This window comes from Nocardioides marmotae, from assembly GCF_013177455.1.
GTDB lineage: Bacteria > Actinomycetota > Actinomycetes > Propionibacteriales > Nocardioidaceae > Nocardioides > Nocardioides marmotae.
In genome coordinates this window covers 2,017,544-2,039,843 of the sequence record NZ_CP053660.1, presented here as the reverse complement: position 1 = coordinate 2,039,843, position 22,300 = coordinate 2,017,544, and the positions used below count along the sequence as shown (strand labels likewise).

Genomic DNA, 22,300 nt, shown 5'->3' with positions numbered 1-22,300 from the left:
CCGCGTCACCGCACGAGCCGGCCCGCTCACGACGCGACCCGGACCCGGCGCGGCGCCACTCGTCCGTCGGTGGAGGACCCACCGGCGGCGTCGGTCCGCGTGGCCAGCGGCAGCCGCGGGCGCAGCTCCTGCAGGGTGCGGGCGCGGCGGCGCTCGGCCCCGGCGGTGCGCAGGACGCGCAGCCCGTCGGAGACCGCATGCAGGTTGCTGTCCCCGTAGATCCGCAGCCGCTCGACGCTCGGCACCTCGGTGATCCGCACGCCGGCCGCGGCGAACCGGCAGTTGATCAGGGTCTCGATCTCGAACCCGTCGCCCCACAGCATCCGGCCGTCGGCGCGGCCCGGGATCGCCGGGTCCGGCAGGTCGAGCATCGGCAGCAGGTCGGTCCAGAAGGCGTTGTAGCCGTAGCACAGGTCGCTGAAGCGGGTCCCGAAGCCGTGGTTGACCACGCCGTTGAGGAAGGCGTTGCCGGCCCGGCGGACCGGCGTGATGTCGGCGCTGCCGCCACCGGCGCAGAACCGGCTGCCCTTGGCGAAGTCGGCGCCGGCGACGAGCGCCTCGACGAAGCGCGGGATCTCGGCCGGGTCGGCGCTGCCGTCGGCGTCGAACATCACCACCACGTCGCCGGTGACGGCGGCGAACCCCACCGCCAGCGCGTTGCCCTTGCCCCGTCGGGTCTGGGTCAGGACCTTGATCCCCGGCAGCGCCTGCCGGGCGGCGGCGACGGTCCCGTCCAGGGAGCCGCCGTCCACGAGGATCACCTCGTGCACCTCGGGCAGCTCGGGCAGGACGACCGCCAGGTTGCGGGCCTCGTTCAGGGCCGGGACGACCACGCTGATGCGCGGGTCGGACGGCCGATCGGGCTTGGTCTCGGATCGGGCGCCTCGTGAGCGCGCAGCATCGGACATGTTCGTGAACCCCCCAGTTCGATTGCCGTGCGCATCCCCATGCGGCACACAGCCCGCACTGAACCAGTGCGGCGTAGTCACAACGGACTATGCCCGGCATGGTCACGCTTGACACCTGCGAGGTGACGAGCGCCACGCTCCGCACGACGTCCGCCGGAGCGAGACCGGCCGGCGCCGCGGATCGCAGGACGGGTACGCCGCGCAGGTCGGGGCCGGAGGCGGACGACGGGCGGGCAGGCCCGGTCGTGGTTGGGTCTGGCGGGCCGGAGCGAGGCACGAGCGCAGGCCTGGTAGACCGGGCCCTGCCCGCCCGGCGGGAGCCGCAGGCCCCGACCCCCCACCACCCGACGTACGCCGCAGGCGGACGCCCGTCCCCGCGGCCGCAGTCGGCTCACCGGGTTTCGACACGGCTCGCTGGCGCTCGCCTGCTCAACCAGCGGGCGGGGTCGCTGGCGCTCGCCTGCTCGACCAGCGGGGGTGGGGGTCAGCGGGTGAGGAGCGGGTCGAGCGCGACCGCGACGAAGAGCAGCGAGAGGTAGAGGTTCGAGGAGTGGAACAGCCGCATCGGCTGGATCACCGTGAGGTCCTCGGTGTCGCGGGCCCGGGCGTGCATCCGGTGGGCCTCGAGGAGGAAGACCGCGCCCAGGACGGCGGCGGCGACGGGGTAGGCCGGGCCGGTGTCGGCCACGGGCCAGAGCACCAGCGAGGTGGCGACCATGACCCAGCTGTAGAGGACGACCTGGCGGCCGACCTCGCGGGCCGACTTGACCACGGGCAGCATCGGGACGTCGACGTTCGCGTAGTCCTCGCGGTAGCGCAGCGCCAGCGCCCAGGTGTGCGGCGGGGTCCAGAAGAAGACGACCAGGAACAGCACGATCGGCGTCCAGGAGAGCTCGCCGGTGACCGCGGTCCAGCCGATGAGCGCCGGGAAGCAGCCCGCGAGCCCGCCCCAGACGATGTTCTGGGTCGTGCGCCGCTTGAGCAGCATCGTGTAGACGAAGACGTAGAAGGCGTTCGCGCCCAGCGACAGAGCCGCGGAGAGGCCGTTCACCCACACCGCGAGGATCACCGTCGAGAGCACCGCGAGGATCACGCCGAAGACCAGCGCGGCGGCCGGCGAGACGATGTGGCGCGGCAGCGCACGGCGCCGGGTGCGGCGCATCTGCTCGTCGATGTCGCGGTCGTAGACGCAGTTGAACACCGACGCCGACCCGGCCGAGAACGTCCCGCCGATGACGGTGGCGACCACCAGGCCGAGCTCGGGGACGCCGCGGTCGGCGAAGAACATCACCGGGACGGTGGTGAGCAGGAGCAGCTCGATGACGCGGGGCTTGGTGAGCCCGACGTACGCCGCGACGACGTCGCGAAGGCCGGCCTTCGGGGTCGGCTCGCCGGACTCGTTCCGCTCGGAGGCGGTGGCCGACTGGCCGACGTAGGTCACGGGTTCCTCGGGTGGGATCGGGAGCGTGGAGCGGCTGTGAGTCTAGACCCCGGTGTCAGTAGGCTCGGAAACGCCCGAGCCCGATCGCCACCCCGGTGTGAGCGGTCTCTCGCCGTCCCCTGCTCCGTACTTCGAAAGGCTCCCCGTGACGACTGTGCCCGACCTCGAGTGGAACGACCTCGACGACAAGGCGGTGGACACCGCCCGGGTGCTGGCGATGGACGCGGTCCAGCGGGTCGGCAACGGCCACCCGGGTACCGCGATGAGCCTGGCGCCGGTCGCCTACCTGCTCTTCCAGAAGGTGATGCGGCACGACCCCGCCGACCCGACCTGGATCGCGCGCGACCGCTTCGTGCTCTCCTGCGGGCACTCCAGCATCACCCTCTACACCCAGCTCTTCCTCGGCGGCTTCGGCCTCGAGCTCGAGGACATCAAGGCGCTGCGCACGTGGGGCTCCAAGACCCCCGGCCACCCCGAGCTCGGCCACACCGCGGGCGTCGAGGTGACCACCGGCCCCCTCGGCCAGGGCGTCGCGAACGCCGTCGGCATGGCGATGTCCGGGCGTCGCGTGCACGGCCTGCTCGACCCCGACGCCGCGGAGGGCGAGAGCCTGTTCGACCACCACGTCTACGCGCTGTGCTCCGACGGCGACCTGCAGGAGGGCGTCAGCGGCGAGGCGTCCTCGATCGCCGGCACCCAGCAGCTGGGCAACCTCACCGTGATCTACGACCGCAACCGGATCTCGATCGAGGGCGACACCGACGTCGCGTTCACCGAGGACGTCGCCAAGCGCTACGAGGCCTACGGCTGGCACGTGCAGACCGTCGACTGGACCAACGGCGGCAAGAAGTACCGCGAGGACGTCCCCGCCCTCCACCAGGCGATCGTCGAGGCCCGCGAGGTCACCGACCGGCCCTCGCTCATCGTGCTCGACACGATCATCGCCTGGCCCGCGCCCAACGCGCAGGGCACCGAGAAGGCGCACGGCAGCGCGCTGGGCGACGAGGAGGTCGCGGCCACCAAGGAGATCCTCGGCTGGGACCCCGAGCAGCGCTTCCAGGTGCCGCCGGAGGTGCTCGAGCACACCCGCGCCCTGCGCACCCGCGGCTCCGGCTGGGGCCAGGAGTGGGACGAGCGGTACGCCGCCTGGTCGGCCGCCAACCCCGAGCGCGCCGAGCTACTGCACCGGCTCAAGGCCCGCGAGCTCCCCGAGGGCATCGCCGACGCCCTGCCGACCTTCGAGCCCGACGCCAAGGGCGTCGCCACCCGCTCGGCCTCCGGCAAGGTCATCAACGCCCTCGCCCCGGTCCTGCCCGAGCTGTGGGGCGGCTCGGCCGACCTGGCCGGCTCCAACAACACCACCATCACCTCGGCGCCGTCGTTCATCCCCGAGGGCCGCAGCACCCGCGACTGGACCGGCGACCCCCACCAGGGCCGCGTCCTCCACTTCGGCATCCGCGAGCACGGCATGGGCGCGATCATGAACGGAATCGCGGCCGACAAGCTGACCCGCGTCTTCGGCGGCACCTTCCTCACCTTCTCCGACTACATGCGCGGCGCGGTCCGGGTGGCGGCGCTGAGCCAGCTGGCCGTCACCTACGTGTGGACCCACGACTCGATCGGCCTCGGCGAGGACGGCCCGACCCACCAGCCGATCGAGCACCTGGCCTCGCTGCGCGCGATGCCGGGCCTCGACGTCGTCCGCCCGGCCGACGCCAACGAGACGGCCGCCGCGTGGCTGCAGATCCTGCGCCACGTCGACCGCCCGGCCGCCCTGGCGCTGACCCGCCAGAACGTCCCGGTGTTCCCGCGCGGCACGGATGGCTTCGCCACGACCGACGACGTCGCCAAGGGCGGCTACGTCCTGGTCGACGCCGAGAGCGGCGACCCCGACGTGATCCTCATGGGCACCGGCTCGGAGGTGCAGCTGGCCGTCGAGGCCCGCGAGCTGCTCGCCGCCGACGGCATCGCCGCGCGCGTGGTCTCGCTCCCCTGCCTGGAGTGGTTCGAGGAGCAGTCGACGGCGTACCGCGAGACCGTGCTGCCCCCGACCGTCAAGGCCCGGGTCTCGGTCGAGGCCGGCGTGAAGCAGGGCTGGCGCGAGTACGTCGGCGACCACGGCAAGATCGTCTCCATCGACCGGTTCGGCGCCTCGGCCGACTACGCCCGGATCTACCAGGAGTACGGCATCACCGCCCGCGCGGTCGCCGACGCCGCGAAGGACAGCCTCCGCATCGCCACCGAGTGACGCCGCGAGCCCGCGGGTACCGGCAGCATCGACTTCCAGGAAGGATCCACAGTGAGTGATCGTTTGCAGGCCCTGGCTGACGCCGGCGTCTCGATCTGGCTCGACGACCTCTCGCGGGAGCGGATCGAGACCGGCAACCTCGCCGACCTCGTCGCGTCCCGCTCGGTCGTCGGGGTGACCACCAACCCGACCATCTTCGCCTCGGCCATCGCCAACGGCGAGCGGTACGACGAGCAGGTGCGCAAGCTCGTCGCCGACGGCCGCCCCGTCGAGGAGGTGGTCTTCGAGCTGACCACCGAGGACGTCCGCAACGCCTGCGACGTGCTGGCCCCCGTGGCCGAGCGCACCGCCCACGACGGGCGGGTCTCGATCGAGGTCGAGCCCGACCTCGCCAACGACACCGAGGGCACCATCGCCTCGGCCCGCCAGCTGTGGGCAGCCGTCGACCGACCGAACGCGATGATCAAGATCCCGGCGACCCTCGAGGGCCTGCCGGCGATCACCACCGCGATCTCGGAGGGGATCAGCGTGAACGTGACGCTGATCTTCAGCGAGGAGCGCTACCGCACCGTCATGGACGCCTACCTCACCGGGCTGGAGCAGGCCCGCGAGGCCGGCCACGACCTCTCCCGGATCCGCTCGGTCGCCTCGTTCTTCGTCTCCCGGGTCGACACCGAGGTCGACAAGCGCCTCGAGGCGGTCGGCACCGAGATCGCGCTGGCGCTGCGCGGGAAGGCCGCCGTCGCGAACGCGCTGGTGGCCTACGACGCCTTCGCCGAGGTCGTCGCCTCCGACCGGTGGCGCGCGCTGGCCGACGCGGGGGCGAACATGCAGCGCCCGCTGTGGGCCTCGACCGGGGTGAAGAACCCCGACTACGAGGACACGATGTACGTCACCGGGCTGGTCGTCCCCGAGACCGTCAACACGATGCCGGAGAAGACCCTCGAGGCGTTCGCCGACCACGGCGAGGTCCTCGGCGACGTCGTCACCGGCAAGGGCGGCGAGGGCCGCGCGCTGCTGGAGCGGCTGACCGAGGTCGGCGTGGACTTCGACGACGTGCTGCTCGCCCTGGAGCAGGAGGGCGTGGAGAAGTTCAAGAAGTCCTGGACCGAGCTCGTCGAGACCGTGCAGGGCCAGATGGAGAAGGCCGGGGCGTGACCGCTGGGCCGGTGGACCCGACCTCGACCGCGGCCTGGGCGCGGCTGGCGGCGCTGGCGGAGGGCTTCTCCCCCGACCTGCGCGGCTGGTTCGCCCAGGACCCCGGCCGCGTCGAGCGGTGGACGCACCGGGCCGGGGACCTGCTGGTCGACCTGTCCAAGTCCCTGGCCGACGACGCCGTCCTCGGCGCGCTGCTGGACCTCGCCGACGAGGTCGGGCTGGCGGCGCGCCGGGAGGCGATGTTCCGCGGGGAGCGGATCAACGTCACCGAGGACCGTGCCGTCCTGCACACCGCTCTGCGGCTCCCCCGCGACACCCCGGCCGACCAGCGGCCGCAGGTCGACGGCCAGGACGTCGTGGCCGACGTGCACGCGGTGCTCGACCGGGTCTACGCGTTCGCGGACCGGGTCCGCAGCGGGGAGTGGACCGGGGTCACCGGCGAGCCCGTCCGCACGGTCGTCAACATCGGCATCGGCGGGTCCGACCTGGGGCCGGTCATGGCCTACGAGGCCCTGGCGGCGTACCGCCAGGAGGGCCTGGAGTGCCGCTTCCTCAGCAACATCGACCCCACCGACGCGGCGACCACCCTCGCCGGGCTCGACCCGGCCACCACGCTGTTCGTCGTCTCCAGCAAGACCTTCGGCACCCTGGAGACCCTGACCAACGCCCGGCTGTGCCGGGCGTGGCTGCTCGACGGGCTGCGCGAGCGCGTCGGCGACGACCTCGACGAGCGCGCGGCCGTCGCGCAGCACTTCGTCGCGGTGTCCACCGCCCTGGACAAGGTCGCCGACTTCGGCATCGACCCCGACAACGCCTTCGGCTTCTGGGACTGGGTCGGTGGCCGCTACTCCCTCGACTCCGCGATCGGCCTCTCGCTGGCGATCGCGGTCGGGCCGGACCGGTTCGCCGAGATGCTCGCCGGCTTCCACGCCGTGGACGAGCACTTCCGCACCGCCGAGCCGGCGCGGAACGTCCCGCTGCTGATGGGGCTGCTCAACGTCTGGTACGTCGACCACCTCGGCGCCCAGACGCACGCGGTGCTCCCCTACTCCCAGCTGCTCCACCGGTTCCCGGCCTACCTCCAGCAGCTGACGATGGAGTCCAACGGCAAGAGCGTGCGGTGGGACGGCAGCCCCGTCACCACCGGCACCGGCGAGGTCTTCTGGGGCGAGCCCGGCACCAACGGGCAGCACGCGTTCTACCAGCTCCTCCACCAGGGCACCCGGCTCGTGCCGGCCGACTTCATCGCCTTCGCGAACCCCGCCTTCCCGCTCGCGGACGGCGAGGCCGACGTCCACGAGCTGTTCCTCGCCAACTTCCTCGCCCAGACCCGGGCGCTGGCGTTCGGCAAGACCGCCGAGGAGGTGCGCGCCGAGGGGACCGAGGGGTCCGTCGTCCCCGCCCGGGTCTTCTCCGGCAACCGGCCGACCACCGCGATCATGGCGCCCGAGCTGACCCCTGCCGTGCTCGGCCAGCTCGTGGCGCTCTACGAGCACATCACCTTCGTCCAGGGCGTCGTCTGGGGGATCGACAGCTTCGACCAGTGGGGCGTGGAGCTCGGGAAGCAGCTCGCGCAGCAGGTGGGCCCGGCGATCGCCGGGGATGCCGACGCGCTGGCCGAGCAGGACCCCTCCACCCGCGCCCTCATCGCCTACTACCGGGAGCACCGGCGCCGATGACCATCCCCGCCTCCAGCAGCCCGCGCATCGAGGTGCACGAGGACGACCGCGCCCTCGCGACCGCCGTCGCCGGGGAGCTGCTCAGCCGGCTCGCCGACGCCCAGGCCGCCGGCCGGGTGCCGCAGATCGCGCTCACCGGCGGCAGCATCGCCGAGGTCGTGCACCGCGAGATCGCCCGGCTCGCGCCGGGCTCCGAGGTCGACTGGACCCGCGTGGTCGTGTGGTGGGGCGACGAGCGGTTCGTCGAGCCCGGCTCCCCGGACCGGAACGCCGATCAGGCGCGCGAGGCGTTCCTCTCGGTCATCGGCGTCTCCGACGAGAACGTCCACGAGGTGCCCACCACGGCCGAGTGCGCGACGGTGGAGGAGGCTGCGGCGGCGTACGCCGAGGCGCTGGCGACCGCGGGCGCGGCCGAGCTCGAGGTCGTGATGCTGGGCCTGGGGCCCGACGCCCACGTCGCCTCGCTGTTCCCCGGCCACCCGGCGCTGGACGTCCGCGGGGCCACCACGGTCGCGGTGCACGACTCCCCCAAGCCGCCGCCGGAGCGGGTGAGCCTGACCTTCGAGGCACTCAACCGCAACCGCGCGCTGTGGTTCCTGGTCAGCGGCGAGGGCAAGGCCGAGGCCGTGGCCCGCGCGCTGGCCGGGCGGACCGGCGCCGGCGGCGAGGCCGCCGACGTCCACGACGTGCCGGCCGTGGGCGTCACCGGCGGCGAGGAGACCATCTGGTTCCTCGACCGCGCCTCGGCCTCGCGCCTGTAGCCGGCCACCCAAGGACAACGTCCTCGGCCCGCACCGCGGACCGAGGACGTTGTGCACTCAGAGACCAAGTCCCAGAGACGGACCTTCAGAAGATGAGGTCGCCCGACTTCCGGCGCGACCGCAGCAGCTGCAGCGCCTCGTCGAGGATGTCGGCCGCCTCCTTGTCGGAGCGCCGCTCCTTCACGTAGGCCAGGTGGGTCTTGTAGGGCTCGATCTTCGGCGCCGGCGGCGGGTTGTCGGAGTCGACACTCGCCGGCAGGCCGCACTTCGGGCAGTCCCACGACTCGGGGACGGTCGCCTCGACGGAGAACGTCACCACCGAGCGGTGGGCGTTGGAGCAGAAGTAGGTGATCGCCTGACGAGGCGCGGCCTCGCCACGCTCGGCCTCGCCCATCGGGCCAGCACCGACCCGACTCCCGCGAATCGCGTTTCCTCCACCAGCCACGTGCGTACTCCCTTTCCGGAGCTTCTAACCCTGGTAGGCCAAGAGAAGGCCCAGGGCGATGACGGTCGCGAACCAGATCACACCGATGCCGACGGTGAGGCGGTCGAGGTTGCGCTCGGCGACGGACGAACCGCCCAGCGAGCTGGAGACGCCACCACCGAACATGTCGGACAGACCGCCGCCACGACCCTTGTGCAGGAGCACGAGGAGGATCATCAGGGCGCTCGTGAGCATGAGGATGACGGTGAAGAGGAGTTCCACGGCTGGGATCCTACGTCAACGGCTGCCGGTCACAGGACCGGCATGTCGTAGAAGCGGCAGATCCCGGCGAACTCCTCGGCCTGCAGGCTAGCCCCGCCGACCAGGCAGCCGTCCACGTCGGGCTGCGTCATGATCCCGGCGACGTTGGCCGCCTTGACCGAACCGCCGTAGAGCACGCGGACGCCGTCGGCCGCCTCGTCGCCCAACGAGCCGCGGATGCTGGCACGGATCGCCGCGCAGACCTCCTGGGCGTCGTCCGGCGTGGCGACCTCGCCGGTGCCGATCGCCCAGACCGGCTCGTAGGCGACGACCAGGCCGGCGACCTGCTCGGCGGTGAAGCCCGCGAGCGAGCCGGTGACCTGGGCGACGCAGTGCTCGACCTGCTGGCCGGCCTGGCGGACCTCCAGGCCCTCCCCGACGCACACGATCGGCGTCATGCCGGCCGCGAGCGCCCGGTGGGCCTTGGTGTTGACGACCGCGTCGGTCTCGGCGTGGTACTCGCGCCGCTCGGAGTGACCGACGACGACGTAGGAGCAGCCGAGCTTGGCCAGCATCCCGGCGGAGATCTCGCCGGTGTAGGCGCCGGACTCGTGGACCGAGACGTCCTGGGCGCCGTACTTGATCGAGAGCCGGTCGCCGTCGACCAGGGTCTGCACCGACCGGAGGTCGGTGAAGGGCGGGACCACGACGACCTCGGCCTTGGCGTAGTCGTGGCGCTTGTCCGAGAGCGTCCACACGAGCTTCTGGACCAGCACCACCGCTTCCTGGTGGTTGAGGTTCATCTTCCAGTTCCCCGCCATCAGCGGGGTGCGCTTGGCTGCCATCACTCGTCGTCCTCCAGGACCTGGATGCCGGGCAGCACCTTGCCCTCGAGGTACTCGAGGCTGGCGCCACCGCCGGTGGAGATGTGACCGAAGGCGGCCTCGTCGAACCCGAGGGTGCGCACCGCGGCCGCGGAGTCGCCGCCGCCGACGACGGACAGGCCGCCCTCCGCGGTGACCTCGGTCAGCGCCTGGGCGACCGCCCGGGTGCCGTCGGCGAACGCGGCCACCTCGAAGACGCCCATCGGGCCGTTCCAGAAGACCGTGCGGGCGCCGACCAGCGCGCCGGCGAAGGCGCGGGCGGAGTCCGGCCCGATGTCGAGGCCGAGGGCGTCGGAGGGGATCTCCGAGGCGGCCACGACCCGCGGCTCGGGCGTCCGGTCCCCGGAGGGGAACGCGGTGTCGACGACGACGTCGGTCGGGAGGATCAGCTGGACGCCGCTCTCGGCGGCGCGCTGGAGGTACTCCCGGCACACGTCGACCTGGTCCTCCTCGAGCAGGCTCTTGCCGACCTCGTAGCCCTGGGCCTTGAGGAAGGTGAAGACCATGCCGCCGCCGATGAGCAGCTTGTCGGCCTTGCCGAGCAGGTTGTCGATGACGCCGAGCTTGTCGGAGACCTTCGACCCGCCGAGCACGACCACGTAGGGCCGCTCGGGCTCCTCGGTCAGCCGCCGCAGCACGTCGACCTCGGCCTGCACGAGCCCACCGAGGGCGTGCGGCAGCCGCTGCGCCACGTCGTACACCGAAGCCTGCTTGCGGTGCACGACGCCGAAGCCGTCGGAGACGAACGCGTCGCCGAGCGCCGCGAGCCGGTCGGCGAACGCACCCCGCTCCGCGTCGTCCTTGCTGGTCTCCCCCGCGTTGAAGCGGACGTTCTCGAGGACCGCGACCTGACCGTCCTCGAGGGCCTGCACGGTCTCGTGGGCCGACTCGCCGACGGTGTCGCCGGCGAAGGCGACCTCCTGGCCGAGCAGCTCACCGAGGCGCGCGGCCACCGGACGCAGGGAGTACGCCGGGTCCGGGGCGCCCTTGGGACGCCCGAGGTGGGCGGTCACGACCACCCGCGCGCCGGCCTCGGCCAGCGTGCGGATGGTCGGGACGCTGGCGCGGATGCGCCCGTCGTCGGTGATCGTGCTGCCGTCGAGGGGGACGTTGAGGTCCGAGCGGACGAGCACCCGCTTGCCCGCGACCCCCTGCGCGACGAGGTCGGCCAGGGTGGTGTAGCGCGCCACGGTCAAAGGGTCTCGCCGACGTAGGAGATGAGGTCCGCGAGGCGGTTGGAGTAGCCCCACTCGTTGTCGTACCAGCCGAGCACCTTGACCTGGTTGCCGATGACCTTGGTCAGCGGGGCGTCGAAGATGCAGGACGCCGGGTCGGTGACGATGTCGGTGGAGACCAGCGGGTCGGTGGAGTACTTGAGGAACTTGCCGTCCGCGGCGGCCTTGACGATCTCGTTGACCTCCTCGACCGAGGTCTCGCGGGAGGCCTCGAAGGTGAGGTCGGTGGCCGAGCCGGTGGGCACGGGGACGCGCATGGCGTACCCGTCGAGCTTGCCCTTGAGCTCGGGCAGCACCAGGCCGATGGCCTTGGCGGCACCGGTGGAGGTCGGGACCATGTTGAGCGCGGCGGCCCGGGCGCGGCGCGGGTCCTTGTGGATGTTGTCCTGGAGGTTCTGGTCCGCGGTGTAGGCGTGGATCGTCGTCATCAGGCCCTTGTTGATGCCGAGGCCCTCGTGCAGCGCCTTGGCCATCGGGGCGAGGCAGTTGGTGGTGCAGGAGGCGTTGGAGATGACGGTGTGCGCCGCGGGGTCGTAGGACTCGTGGTTGACGCCCATGACGACCGTGACGTCCTCGTTGGAGGCCGGCGCGGAGATGATGACCTTCTTGGCACCGCCGGCGTCGACGTGCGCGCGGGCCTTGGTGGCGTCGGTGAAGAAGCCGGTGGACTCCACGACGACGTCGACACCCAGGTCGGCCCAGCGCAGGTTGGCGGGGTCGCGCTCAGCGAAGGTCTTGATGACCTGGTCCCCGACGCGGATCTCGTCCGCGGAGGCCGTCACGTCGGCGTCCAGCCGGCCCAGGATCGAGTCGAACTTCAGCAGCGGGGCGAGCGACGTGTTGTCGGTCAGGTCGTTGACGGCGACGATCTCGATGTCGAGACCGGACGCCCGTACGGCGCGGAAGAAGTTGCGGCCGATCCGGCCGAACCCGTTGATGCCTACGCGAACAGTCACTGCGGTTGCTCCTGTTTCCTCGGGTGTGCGGTGTGACCGAGCCTACCGAAGCGGGCCGGTGCCGGGACCGCCGCGTCCGTCGTACGACGCGGCCCGCGGCCGGGGTGCGGCCGCGGCCCCGGCTCAGACCTCCTCGGCCAGCATGTCCGGGGTCAGCGAGGACTCCGTGTCGGGGATGCCGAGCTCCTCGGCGCGCTTGTCGGCCATCGCCAGCAGGCGGCGGATCCGCCCCGCGATGGCGTCCTTGGTGAGCACCGGGTCGTGCAGCTGGCCGAGCTCCTCGAGCGAGGCCTGCTTGTGCTCCAGGCGCAGCGCGCCGGCCATCTTCAGGTGGTCGGGGACCTCGTCGCCGAGGATCTCCATCGCCCGCTCGACCCGGGCGCCCGCGGCGACCGCGGCGCGGGCCGAGCGGCGCAGGTTGGCGTCGTCGAAGTTCGCCAGCCGATTGGCGGTGGCCCGGACCTCGCGCCGCATCCGGCGCTCCTCCCAGGCCATGAGCGACTCGTGCGCGCCGAGGCGGGTCAGCAGCTGGCCGATCGCGTCGCCGTCGCGGATGACCACGCGGTCGACGCCGCGCACCTCGCGCGCCTTGGCCTGGATGCCGAGCCGGCGGGCCACGCCCACGATCGCCAGGGCCGCTTCGGGGCCCGGGCAGGTCACCTCGAGGGCAGAGGAGCGGCCGGGCTCGGTGAGCGAGCCGTGCGCGAGGAACGCCCCGCGCCAGGCCGCGACCGCGTCGCAGCCACCACCGGAGACGACGGCCGGCGGGAGCCCGCGCACGGGCCGGCCGCGCTGGTCGAGCAGGCCGGTCTGGCGGGCCAGGGACTCCCCGTCACGCACGATGCGCACGAGGTACCGGCTGCCCTTGCGGATGCCGTTGCCCTGGACCATCACCACGTCGGACTGGTGGCCGTAGACCTCGGCGACGTCCTTGCGCAGCCGGCGGGCGGCGGCGCCGGTGTCGAGCTCGGCCTCCACGACGATCCGCCCGCTCACGATGTGCAGGCCGCCGGCGAAGCGGAGCATCGAGGCGACCTCCGCCTTGCGACAACAGGTCTTCGTGATCTGGGTGTTCGCCAGCTCAGCCTTCACCTGTGCCGTCATCGCCATGGGCGCATCCTCCCACGCGGGTCAACGACCGCAGGCGGCAACCGCCTCACCCGGCGGCGAAGATCCGCTCGTAGGCCGCGGCCAGCTTCGCCGGGTCGTGCCGCGGCGTGCCGTCGCCGACCGCGACGTCGTCGACGACCAGCTTCGCGCCGTGCGCGGCGACGACGTGCTCGAGCTCCTCGAGGCCGTCGCCGACGCCGGCGCGGTCGGCCAGGACGGTGTGGACGACCAGCTCGGGGGCGTGCTCGGCGAGCACCGCGAGGTGGTCGGCCGGGCCGAAGCCACCGGTCTCCCCCGCCTGCTCGGCGAGGTTGAGGTTGACCACGACCCGGGCCCGCGTCCGCACGAGTGCCTCGCGCAGGGCCGGGACCATCAGGTGCGGGATGACCGAGGTGAACCAGGACCCCGGCCCGAGCAGCACCCAGTCGGCGGCCTCCACGGCGGCGACCGCCTCGGGGCAGGCCAGCGGGTCGGCCGGGTCGAGCCGGATGGAGTCGATGACCCCGTCGGTGGTCGCGACCTCCACCTGGCCCCGCACCGTGGTCAGCGCGTCGGGGTCGCCGGGGCGCAGCCCCCGCACCTCCGCGGTGATGTCCATCGGGGTGAGCGCCATCGGCAGCACCCGGCCCTTGGCCTCCAGCAGCCGGCCGACCCAGTCGAGCGCGTCGACGTGGTCGCCGAGCAGCTCCCAGAGGCCGACGATGAGCAGGTTCCCGACGACGTGGCCGCGCATCTCGCCGTTGCCGGCGAACCGGTGCTGCAGCACCCGCGCCCAGGTGTCGCCCCACTCGTCCTCGCCGCACAGGGCCGCCAGCGCCATCCGCAGGTCGCCCGGGGGCAGCACCCCGAACTCACCGCGCAGCCGGCCGGAGGAGCCGCCGTTGTCGGCGACGGTCACCACCGCGGTCAGCTCGTCGACGGTGAGGTCGTCGACGAGCCGCCGCAGCGCGCTCAGCGACGCGTGCAGCCCGTGCCCGCCGCCGAGCGCCACGACGGCCTGGGCGCGGTCGGTCGACGACGGGTCGACCGGGACGCCCGCCGGAGTGCTCACTCGCGCCCCAGGTCGCGGTGGATCGCCCGGGCGTCGTACCCCAGCTCGCACATGCGGCGGGTGATCTCCTCGGTCATCGCGACGCTGCGGTGCTTGCCGCCGGTGCAGCCGATCGCCACCCGCATGAAGCGCTTGCCCTCGCGCAGGTAGCCCTTGGCGACCCCGGCGAGCACGGGCACGTAGCCGTCGAGGAACTGCTCGGCGCCGTCCCGGGTCATCACGTAGTCGGCGACGTCGGCGTCGCGGCCGGTGTGGGGCCGCAGCTCGGGGATCCAGTGCGGGTTGGGCAGGAAGCGCATGTCGGCGACGAAGTCGGCGTCGATGGGGATGCCGTACTTGAAGCCGAAGCTGATCACCGCGACGCTCAGCCGCACCTTGTCGGCCTTGCCGAAGGAGCTGGCGATGGCCCGGGTGAGCTGGTGGACGTTGAGGGCGCTGGTGTCGATGACCAGGTCCGCGCCGCTGCGGAGGTCGGCGAGCACCTTCCGCTCGCGCTGCAGGCCGTCGAGGAGGCGGCCGGTGCCCTGGAGCGGGTGCGGCCGCCGGACGGCCTCCTGCCGGCGGACCAGCACCTCGTCGTTGGCGTCGAGGAAGATCAGCGTGGCGTGCCGCCCGGTCGCCCCCTGGGCGAGGTTGGCCTGGAGGGTCTGGAAGAACGACCCGGAGCGCACGTCGACGACGACCGCGATCGGCTGACCGGGCCCGGAGCTCTCGTCGACCAGCCGGACCACGTCGCGCAGCAGGCTCGGGGGCAGGTTGTCGACGACGTAGAAGCCGAGGTCCTCCAGCTCCTTGGCCGCGGTGCTCCGGCCCGCGCCGGTCATCCCGGTCACGACGACCAGCTCACCCGGTGGGGTCTGCTCGCTCATGCGTCCTCCTCGGTGATCTCGCCGGTCGCGGTGTTCACGCTCATGGTGGCCCCTGCCGCGCGTCCGGAGCCGGACGCCGCGACGGCGTCCTTGATCGAGGTCGCGGTCCGCTGGCCGATGCCCGGCACGGTCGCGATCTCCTCGACGGTCGCCTCGCGGAGCTTCTTGAGCGAGCCGAAGTGCTTCATCAGGGTCTTGCGGCGCACCTCGCCGAGACCGGGGACGTCGTCGAGGACGCTCTCGACCATCGACTTCGACCGGCGCGAGCGGTGGTGGGTGATGGCGAAGCGGTGCGCCTCGTCGCGGATCCGCTGGAGCAGGTAGAGGCCCTCGGAGGACCGGGCCAGGATGACGGGGTCCTCCTGCCCGGGCAGCCAGACCTCCTCCAGGCGCTTGGCCAGCCCGCAGACCGGTACGTCGTCGATGCCGAGCTCGTCGAGCGCGCGCTGCGCGGCCGCGACCTGCGGCGGGCCGCCGTCGACGACCACGAGGCCCGGGGCGTAGGCGAACTTCCGCGGCCGGCCGGTATCGGGGTCGACCAGCATCGGGCCGCTCGTCCCGTCGCCGGGACGCAGCTCGGAGCGGGCCTGCTCGTCGAGCAGCCGGCGGAAGCGGCGGGTGATCACCTCGTGCATCGAGGCGACGTCGTTCTGTCCGTCGACGCCGCGGATGACGAACCGGCGGTACTCCCCCTTGCGCGCCAGGCCGTCCTCGAAGACCACCATCGACGCCACGACCTCGGTGCCCTGGAGGTTGGAGACGTCGTAGCACTCGATGCGCAGCGGGACCTCGTCGAGCTCCAGGGCCTGCTGGATCTCCTCCAGCGCCCGGTTGCGGGTCGTGAGGTCGCTGGCGCGCTTGGTCTTGTGCAGCGCGAGCGCCTGGGAGGCGTTGCGCGCCACGGTCTCCTGGAGCGTCTTCTTGTCGCCGCGCTGCGGCACCCGGATGGCGACCTTGGCGCCGCGCAGGTCGGAGAGGAGCTCCTCGAAGATCTCCACGTCCGGCGGCAGGGCCGGCACGAGGATCTCCCGGGGCACCGACTCCGGGTCGCCGGCGTAGAGCTGGAGCAGGAAGTCCGAGACGAGCTCGGGGGTGTCGCCCTCGTCGACGCGGTCGGCGACCCAGCCGCGCTGGCCGCGGATCCGACCGCCGCGGACGTAGAAGATCTGCACCGCCACCTCGAGCGGGTCCTCGGCCAGCGCGATCACGTCGGCGTCCGCACCGTCGCCGAGCACCACGGCCTGCTTCTCCAGCGCGCGCTGCATCGCCCCGAGGTCGTCGCGCAGCCGCGCGGCCTTCTCGAAGTCCATCGCGTCGGACGCGGCGTACATCTCCTTCTCGATGCGGCGCATGAACGGGCGGGTCTGGCCGCCCATGAAGTCGCAGAAGTCCTCGACGATGCGGCGGTGCTCCTCGGCGCTGACGTTGCCCACGCACGGCGCCGCGCACTTGTCGATGTAGCCGAGCAGGCAGGGCCGGCCGATCTGCGCGGAGCGCTTGAAGACGCCGTTGCTGCACGAGCGCATCGGGAAGACCCGGAGCAGCACGTCGACGGTCTCGCGGATCGCCCACGCGTGGCTGTAGGGGCCGAAGTAGCGGGTGCCCTTCCGCTTCGCGCCGCGCCCGACCATCACGCGGGGGTATTCCTCCCCCACGGTCACCGCCAGCCACGGGTAGGACTTGTCGTCGCGGTACTTGACGTTGAAGCGCGGGTCGTACTCCTTGATCCAGGAGTACTCCAGCTGGAGCGCCTCGACCTCGGTGTTGACCACCGTCCACTCCACGCTCGCGGCGGTGGTGACCATGGTGGCGGTGCGCTGGTGGAGGTTCCCGATGTCCTGGAAGTACGACGACAGGCGGGACCGCAGGTTCTTGGCCTTGCCGACGTAGATCACGCGGCCGCGGGAGTCGCGGAACCGGTAGACGCCGGGCTGGGTCGGGATGGAGCCGGGCTCGGGACGGTAGGACAACGGCCCGCGGGCGGAGCGTGGGGATGGAGCGGCAGGCACCCCACAACCCTACGGTCCGGGACCGACAGCACCGGTCCCGGCGCGTCCGGCCTGTCCGTTCTGAGTCGACTGGAATACTCTGCTTTCATGCCGGTCCGCGACACCCATGGGCACGCGCTCGCCACCTCCTCCGTCGCCGCGGAGGCCTACACCCGTGGCGTGGGCCGGGTGCTGCGCCTCCAGCCGGGTGCCCCCGAGGCGGTCGCCGAGGCGCTCGCCCACGACCCGACCTTCGCGCTCGCGCACGCGGCGCTGGCCCTGCTGGGCCACGAGCAGTGCGCCGAGGTCGACGTCGCCGCGCGTCTGCGCGATGCCCGGTTGCACGCCGCGCGCGCCACCGAGCGCGAGCGCAGCCACGTCCACGCGGTGGCCCGCCACGTCGCCGGCGACAGCGCCCCGCTGGTCCGGCACCTCGAGGACTGGCCGACCGACGCCCTGCTGCTGGCCACCGCCGTGCCGACGATCGCCTTCGCGGGCGTCAGCGAGGTGCCCGCGGATGCCTGGCGGATCGTGGAGCGGGCGGCGCCGGCGTACGGCACGGACTGGTGGGCGACCGGGCTGCTCGCCTTCGTCCGCCAGGAGCAGCACCGCTTCGAGGAGGCGATGGAGCTCTCCTGCCGGGCGCTGGCGATCGAGCCGTCCGCCGGCCACGCCGCCCACGCGCGGGCGCACGCCCACTACGAGACCGGCGACCACGCCGACGGGCTCGGGTGGATGGACTCCTGGCTCGCCGGGCCCGGCGCGGGCAACGACGGCCGCAGCCACTTCGTCTGGCACGCGGCGCTGCACGAGCTGTCGATGGGCGACCTGGACGCGGTGCGCGCCCGCTACGAGGCGCAGCTGCTGCCGGCTCCCGCGCTCGGCTGTCGCGCGCTCGTCGACACCGGGTCGCTGCTCCACCGCTGGGCGCTCACGCCCGGCGCGACCGACGTGCCCGCGCTCGACCCGGTGGTCGCGGTGGTGGGCCGGCGGACCCTGGAGGAGCCGGCGACGCCGTTCGTCGCGATGCACGCCGCCGTGGTGCTGCTCGCCACGGGCGACGGCCCGGGCCTGCGTCGTCTGGCCGAGCGCTCGGCCCGCCACGACCACCCCACGCACCGCGAGGTCGTCGCCCCGCTGGCGCGGGCGCTGGCGCAGATGCACGCCGGCCGGTGCTCGGCCGCCGCCGACGCGCTCGCCGCACTCGAGTCGTGCCTGTGGCGGCTCGGCGGGTCCGACGCCCAGCGCGAGGTCGTCGAGGAGACGCGGATCGCCGCCCTCCTCCGCGCCGGGAGGTACGACGAGGCGCGGGCGCTCCTCGACCGCCGGCTGGACCGGCGGCCGGCCGAGCGCGACCGCCGCTGGCGGGCGACGGCCGTGCCGCGACCCGCGGCCCTCGCCTAGGCGCTCGCCTGGGCCCTCGCCAAGTCGCTTGCCTAGAGGAGCGTGATCTGGCCGTCCTCGACGCTGATCGCGCGCTCCTGCAGCGGCGCCGTGGCCGGTCCGGTCTGCGGGGAGCCGTCGCTGATCGAGAAGATGCTGTTGTGGCAGGGGCACACGATGCCGTCCTCGGAGACCTCCGAGACCGCGCAGCCCTGGTGGCTGCACACGATCGAGAAGGCCTTGAACTCCCCCTCGCTCGGCTGGGTGACCACGACCTCCTCGTTGGGGTAGATCGCACCGCGGCCGACCTCGATGTCGCCCGTGGCCGCCAGTGCCTCGGCGCCGCCGCCCGTGTCGCCGGACCCGGCACCGGCTCCGCCTGAGCCCGAGGACCCCTTGCTCGCCGGGTCGGTGGCGGTCGCACCCTCGTCGTCACCGCCGCAGGCGGCGAGCACGGGCAGGGCGATGCCGATCCCCGCGGCGCCGGTGAGCGCGCGGCGGCGGGTCAGCGGGTCGAGCGGGAGCTTCTCGGACACGAGGTCGTCCTTCCGAGGCAGGAGTCTGGTTGAACACGACACTAGCCAGCGCCGCCTGTGCCCGCCCCCGGCCCTCCCTGTGGAGTCGCTGAGAATCGACTCCCCCGGCGGGATAGTCCGACACGCATGCGCCCTTCCGAGCGTCCGAAAGGGCGCAGGTGTGGCGGACTACCCCGGTTCGGCAGGGTCGTGTGCCCCAGCACGCGCTCGAGCGCGTCCTCAGGCACACGACCCGCGAGCCGGACCGGACGGACCGGACCGGACCGGACGGAGGAGGACCTCCTAGGCGGAGGTCTTCGAGGCACTCGCCTTCTTGGCCGGCTTCTTCGCGGCCGCCTTCTTGGCCGCGGTGGCTGCCTTCTTCGCCGCGGCCCGGGCTGCGGTGGCGTCGGCCTTGGCCTTGGCGGCCGCCTCGCCACGGCTCAACGGCGCGGAGGAGGCCGGCGCGCGGCCCTTGGGCTGCTCGGCCTCCTTGCCCTCGAGCAGCGGGGCGAGGTACTGGCCGGTGTAGCTCTCCGGCACGGCGGCAACCTGCTCGGGGGTGCCCTCGGCGACGACCGTGCCGCCTCGGGAGCCGCCCTCGGGGCCCATGTCGACGATCCAGTCGGCGGTCTTGATCACGTCGAGGTTGTGCTCGATGACCAGGACGCTGTTGCCCTGGTCCACGAGCCGCCCCAGCACGAGCAGCAGCTTGCGGATGTCCTCGAAGTGCAGGCCCGTGGTCGGCTCGTCGAGCACGTAGAGGGTGCGGCCGGCCGAGCGCTTCTGGAGCTCCGCGGCGAGCTTGACCCGCTGCGCCTCGCCACCGGAGAGGGTGGTCGCGGGCTGGCCGAGGCGGACGTACCCGAGGCCGACCTCGACCAGGGTCTTCAGGTGCCGGTTGATCGCGGGGACGGCGGCGAAGAAGTCCACCGCCTCCTCGATCGGCATGTCGAGGACCTCGGCGATGGTCTTGCCCTTGTAGTGCACCTCGAGCGTCTCGCGGTTGTAGCGCGCGCCGTGGCAGACCTCGCACGGGACGTAGACGTCCGGCAGGAAGTTCATCTCGATCTTGATCGTGCCGTCGCCCGAGCACGCCTCGCAGCGACCGCCCTTGACGTTGAAGGAGAACCGCCCCTGCAGGTAGCCGCGCATCTTGGCCTCGGGGGTCTGCGCGAACAGCTTGCGGACGTGGTCGAAGACCCCGGTGTACGTCGCCGGGTTGGACCGGGGGGTCCGGCCGATCGGCGACTGGTCAACGTGGATCACCTTGTCGATGTGCTCGAGCCCGGTGATCTTGCGGTGCCGGCCGGGGACCGTGCGGGCGCGGTAGAGGTGCTTGGCCAGCGAGGTGTAGAGGATGTCGTTGACCAGCGTCGACTTGCCCGACCCGGAGACGCCGGTGACCGCGACGAACAGCCCGAGCGGGAAGGTGACGTCGACGTCGCGCAGGTTGTGCTCGCGGGCGCCGACGACGGTGAGCTCGCGGCCCACGGTCCGCGGGCGGCGTACGGCCGGGACCGGGATCTCGCGGCGACCGGAGAGGTACTGGCCGGTCAGCGAGTCGGGGTGGGCGTAGAGGTCCGCGACCGTGCCGGCGTGGACCACCTGGCCGCCGTGCTCGCCGGCGCCCGGGCCGATGTCGACGACCCAGTCGGCGACCTTGATCGTGTCCTCGTCGTGCTCGACGACGATGAGGGTGTTGCCGAGGTCCTTGAGCCGGATGAGGGTCTCGATCAGCCGCTGGTTGTCGCGCTGGTGCAGCCCGATGGACGGCTCGTCGAGGACGTAGAGGACGCCGACCAGGCCGGCGCCGATCTGGGTCGCGAGCCGGATCCGCTGCGCCTCGCCGCCCGACAGCGAGCCCGAGGGCCGGTCGAGGGAGAGGTAGTCGAGGCCGACGTCGAGCAGGAAGCGGAGCCGCTCCTGGATCTCCTTGAGCACCTGCTCGGCGATCTGCCGCTCGCGGGTGCTGAGCTCGAGGCCGCGCAGGAACTCCGCGGTCTCGTTGATCGGCATCGCGCAGACCTCGGCGATGTTCTTCCCGCCGCCGTCCTTGGAGCCGAGGGTGACCGCCATCGACACCGGCTTGAGCCGGCTGCCGGCGCACGCGGGGCAGGGCACCTCGCGCATGAAGCCCTCGAACCGCTCGCGGCTGGTGTCGGACTCCGCCTCGCGGTGGCGGCGCTCGACGTAGGTCCGCACGCCCTCGAACTCCGCGTAGTAGGCGCGCTCGCGGCCGTAGCGGTTGCGGGTGACGACGTGGACCTTGGTGGAGTGCCCGTCGAGGAGCGACTTCTGCGCCTTCGGGGTCAGGTCACGCCACGGGGTGTTGAGGTCGAAGCCGAGCTCCTTGCCGAGCGCCCCCATCAGCCGCAGGAAGTAGTCGGCGACGTGCGCCTGGCTCCACGGCTGGATCGCGCCCTCGCCGAGGGTCGCGGAGGTGTCGGGGACGACCAGCTCGGGGTCGACCTCCATCCGGGTGCCGATGCCGTGGCACTTGGGGCAGGCGCCGAACGGGGAGTTGAAGGAGAACGACCGCGGCTCGAGCTCGTCGACGTCGATCGGGTGCTCGTTGGGGCAGGCCATCTTCTCGCTGAACCGCATCTCGCGGCCGGGGTCCTTGGCGTCGAGGTCGACGAAGTCGAGCAGGACGAGGCCGCCGGAGAGGTTCAGCGCGGTCTCCACCGAGTCGGTCAGGCGCCGCTTGGAGGACTCCTTGACCGCGAGCCGGTCGACGACCACCTCGATGGTGTGCTTCTTCTGCTTGTCCAGCTTCGGCACGTCGTCGAGGGCATGGGTCTCGCCGTCGACACGGGCGCGGGAGAAGCCCTGCGTCTGGAGCTGGCGGAACAGCTCGACGTACTCGCCCTTGCGGGCCCGGATCACCGGCGCGAGCACCTGGAACCGGCGCCCCTCCTCGAGGGCGAGCACGCGGTCGACGATCTGCTGCGGGGTCTGCCGCTCGATCGGCGCGCCGCAGGTCGGGCAGTGCGGCCGCCCGGCCCGCGCGTAGAGCAGGCGGAGGTAGTCGTAGACCTCGGTGATGGTGCCGACGGTCGAGCGCGGGTTCTTCGAGGTCGACTTCTGGTCGATCGAGACGGCCGGCGAGAGGCCCTCGATGAAGTCGACGTCGGGCTTGTCCATCTGGCCGAGGAACTGACGGGCGTACGCCGAGAGCGACTCGACGTAGCGGCGCTGGCCCTCGGCGAAGATCGTGTCGAACGCCAGCGAGGACTTGCCGGACCCGGAGAGCCCGGTGAACACGATCAGGGAGTCACGCGGCAGGTCCAGCGAGACGTCCTTGAGGTTGTGCTCCCGGGCGCCCCGGATGATGAGCTGGTCAGCCACGAATGTTCCCTCGGGTGTCGGCAGTGGTCGTTCGAACACGCGTTCGTCGATGGTAGCGGTCGTGCGGCGGACCGCGCG

At 72.5% G+C, this 22,300-nt stretch carries 18 protein-coding genes; 5 read left to right on the top strand and 13 right to left on the bottom strand.

Translation table 11 applies throughout. The features are described 5' to 3' along the window. Positions 1-26: 26 nt before the first annotated feature. Complete coding sequence (locus HPC71_RS09860; RefSeq protein WP_154614425.1) at positions 27-908, bottom strand: glycosyltransferase family 2 protein; 882 nt, start codon at positions 906-908, stop codon at positions 27-29. Positions 909-1,392: 484 nt separating this feature from the next. Then, positions 1,393-2,349, bottom strand: coding sequence for a heme o synthase (locus HPC71_RS09855; RefSeq protein ID WP_171896632.1), 957 nt, complete (start codon positions 2,347-2,349; stop codon positions 1,393-1,395). 154 nt (positions 2,350-2,503) lie between these two features. Here HPC71_RS09855 and tkt point away from each other — a divergent pair, with 154 nt between their 5' ends. From tkt to pgl, 4 genes are read left to right on the top strand one after another with little or no spacing between them, the layout of a single operon-like run. Then, positions 2,504-4,597: a transketolase gene (gene tkt / locus HPC71_RS09850; RefSeq protein WP_394370157.1), complete on the top strand. Its 2,094-nt coding sequence runs from the start codon at positions 2,504-2,506 to the stop codon at positions 4,595-4,597. A gap of 51 nt (positions 4,598-4,648) precedes the next feature. After that, positions 4,649-5,755 carry a transaldolase gene (gene tal / locus HPC71_RS09845; protein ID WP_171896630.1) on the top strand — a complete coding sequence of 369 codons (1,107 nt, stop codon included), beginning with the start codon at positions 4,649-4,651 and terminating at the stop codon, positions 5,753-5,755. Next, positions 5,752-7,434 carry a glucose-6-phosphate isomerase gene (gene pgi, locus HPC71_RS09840; RefSeq protein ID WP_171896629.1) on the top strand — a complete coding sequence of 561 codons (1,683 nt, stop codon included), beginning with the start codon at positions 5,752-5,754 and terminating at the stop codon, positions 7,432-7,434. Before tal ends, pgi begins: the two co-directional genes overlap by 4 nt. After that, on the top strand, positions 7,431-8,195 hold the full coding sequence (pgl, locus tag HPC71_RS09835) for a 6-phosphogluconolactonase (protein WP_154614426.1): 765 nt from the start codon (positions 7,431-7,433) through the stop codon (positions 8,193-8,195). Before pgi ends, pgl begins: the two co-directional genes overlap by 4 nt. 85 nt (positions 8,196-8,280) lie before the next feature. On the opposite strand, the gene HPC71_RS09830 is transcribed toward pgl, so the two are convergent. From HPC71_RS09830 to uvrC, 9 genes are all read right to left on the bottom strand, one after another. Beyond that, positions 8,281-8,640: an RNA polymerase-binding protein RbpA gene (locus tag HPC71_RS09830; protein ID WP_171896628.1), complete on the bottom strand. Its 360-nt coding sequence runs from the start codon at positions 8,638-8,640 to the stop codon at positions 8,281-8,283. Between the two features lie 24 nt (positions 8,641-8,664). Next, positions 8,665-8,901, bottom strand: a complete 237-nt coding sequence (gene secG, locus HPC71_RS09825; protein ID WP_171896627.1) for a preprotein translocase subunit SecG — start codon at positions 8,899-8,901, stop codon at positions 8,665-8,667. 29 nt (positions 8,902-8,930) lie between these two features. Beyond that, a complete protein-coding gene (tpiA, locus tag HPC71_RS09820; RefSeq protein ID WP_154611720.1) occupies positions 8,931-9,725 on the bottom strand; it encodes a triose-phosphate isomerase in 795 nt (264 codons plus the stop codon). Further along, positions 9,725-10,936: a phosphoglycerate kinase gene (locus tag HPC71_RS09815; protein ID WP_154614587.1), complete on the bottom strand. Its 1,212-nt coding sequence runs from the start codon at positions 10,934-10,936 to the stop codon at positions 9,725-9,727. Before HPC71_RS09815 ends, tpiA begins: the two co-directional genes overlap by 1 nt. Before the next feature lie 20 nt (positions 10,937-10,956). Continuing rightward, the gene (gene gap / locus HPC71_RS09810; protein WP_171896626.1) at positions 10,957-11,955 is read right to left on the bottom strand and encodes a type I glyceraldehyde-3-phosphate dehydrogenase; all 999 of its coding nucleotides are present in this window, start codon (positions 11,953-11,955) and stop codon (positions 10,957-10,959) included. Between the two features lie 123 nt (positions 11,956-12,078). Further along, positions 12,079-13,065 carry a DNA-binding protein WhiA gene (gene whiA / locus HPC71_RS09805; protein ID WP_154611721.1) on the bottom strand — a complete coding sequence of 329 codons (987 nt, stop codon included), beginning with the start codon at positions 13,063-13,065 and terminating at the stop codon, positions 12,079-12,081. A gap of 46 nt (positions 13,066-13,111) precedes the next feature. Further along, the gene (locus tag HPC71_RS09800) at positions 13,112-14,116 is read right to left on the bottom strand and encodes a gluconeogenesis factor YvcK family protein (protein ID WP_253943979.1); all 1,005 of its coding nucleotides are present in this window, start codon (positions 14,114-14,116) and stop codon (positions 13,112-13,114) included. Continuing rightward, on the bottom strand, positions 14,113-14,985 hold the full coding sequence (gene rapZ, locus HPC71_RS09795) for an RNase adapter RapZ (RefSeq protein WP_154611723.1): 873 nt from the start codon (positions 14,983-14,985) through the stop codon (positions 14,113-14,115). The genes HPC71_RS09800 and rapZ overlap by 4 nt, the downstream gene beginning before the upstream one ends. After that, positions 14,982-16,994 carry an excinuclease ABC subunit UvrC gene (uvrC, locus tag HPC71_RS09790; RefSeq protein WP_171896625.1) on the bottom strand — a complete coding sequence of 671 codons (2,013 nt, stop codon included), beginning with the start codon at positions 16,992-16,994 and terminating at the stop codon, positions 14,982-14,984. Before uvrC ends, rapZ begins: the two co-directional genes overlap by 4 nt. Before the next feature lie 87 nt (positions 16,995-17,081). Between uvrC and HPC71_RS09785 the strand changes: the two genes are divergently transcribed. Continuing rightward, complete coding sequence (locus tag HPC71_RS09785) at positions 17,082-18,377, top strand: tetratricopeptide repeat protein (protein WP_154614428.1); 1,296 nt, start codon at positions 17,082-17,084, stop codon at positions 18,375-18,377. A 32-nt stretch (positions 18,378-18,409) separates the two neighbouring features. On the opposite strand, the gene HPC71_RS09780 is transcribed toward HPC71_RS09785, so the two are convergent. Together HPC71_RS09780 and uvrA are read right to left on the bottom strand one after the other, a co-directional pair. After that, positions 18,410-18,892: a Rieske (2Fe-2S) protein gene (locus tag HPC71_RS09780; protein ID WP_171896624.1), complete on the bottom strand. Its 483-nt coding sequence runs from the start codon at positions 18,890-18,892 to the stop codon at positions 18,410-18,412. 282 nt (positions 18,893-19,174) lie between these two features. After that, positions 19,175-22,222 carry an excinuclease ABC subunit UvrA gene (gene uvrA, locus HPC71_RS09775; RefSeq protein ID WP_171896623.1) on the bottom strand — a complete coding sequence of 1,016 codons (3,048 nt, stop codon included), beginning with the start codon at positions 22,220-22,222 and terminating at the stop codon, positions 19,175-19,177. Positions 22,223-22,300: the final 78 nt, after the last annotated feature.

Bases quoted from the DNA above. Each gene is read 5' to 3' on its own strand.
- HPC71_RS09860 (WP_154614425.1), bottom strand. From the start codon at position 908: ATGTCCGATGCTGCGCGCTCACGAGGCGCCCGATCCGAGACCAAGCCC.
- HPC71_RS09785 (WP_154614428.1), top strand. From the start codon at position 17,082: ATGCCGGTCCGCGACACCCATGGGCACGCGCTCGCCACCTCCTCCGTC.
- rapZ (WP_154611723.1), bottom strand. From the start codon at position 14,985: ATGAGCGAGCAGACCCCACCGGGTGAGCTGGTCGTCGTGACCGGGATG.
- tpiA (WP_154611720.1), bottom strand. From the start codon at position 9,725: ATGGCAGCCAAGCGCACCCCGCTGATGGCGGGGAACTGGAAGATGAAC.
- whiA (WP_154611721.1), bottom strand. From the start codon at position 13,065: ATGGCGATGACGGCACAGGTGAAGGCTGAGCTGGCGAACACCCAGATC.
- pgl (WP_154614426.1), top strand. From the start codon at position 7,431: ATGACCATCCCCGCCTCCAGCAGCCCGCGCATCGAGGTGCACGAGGAC.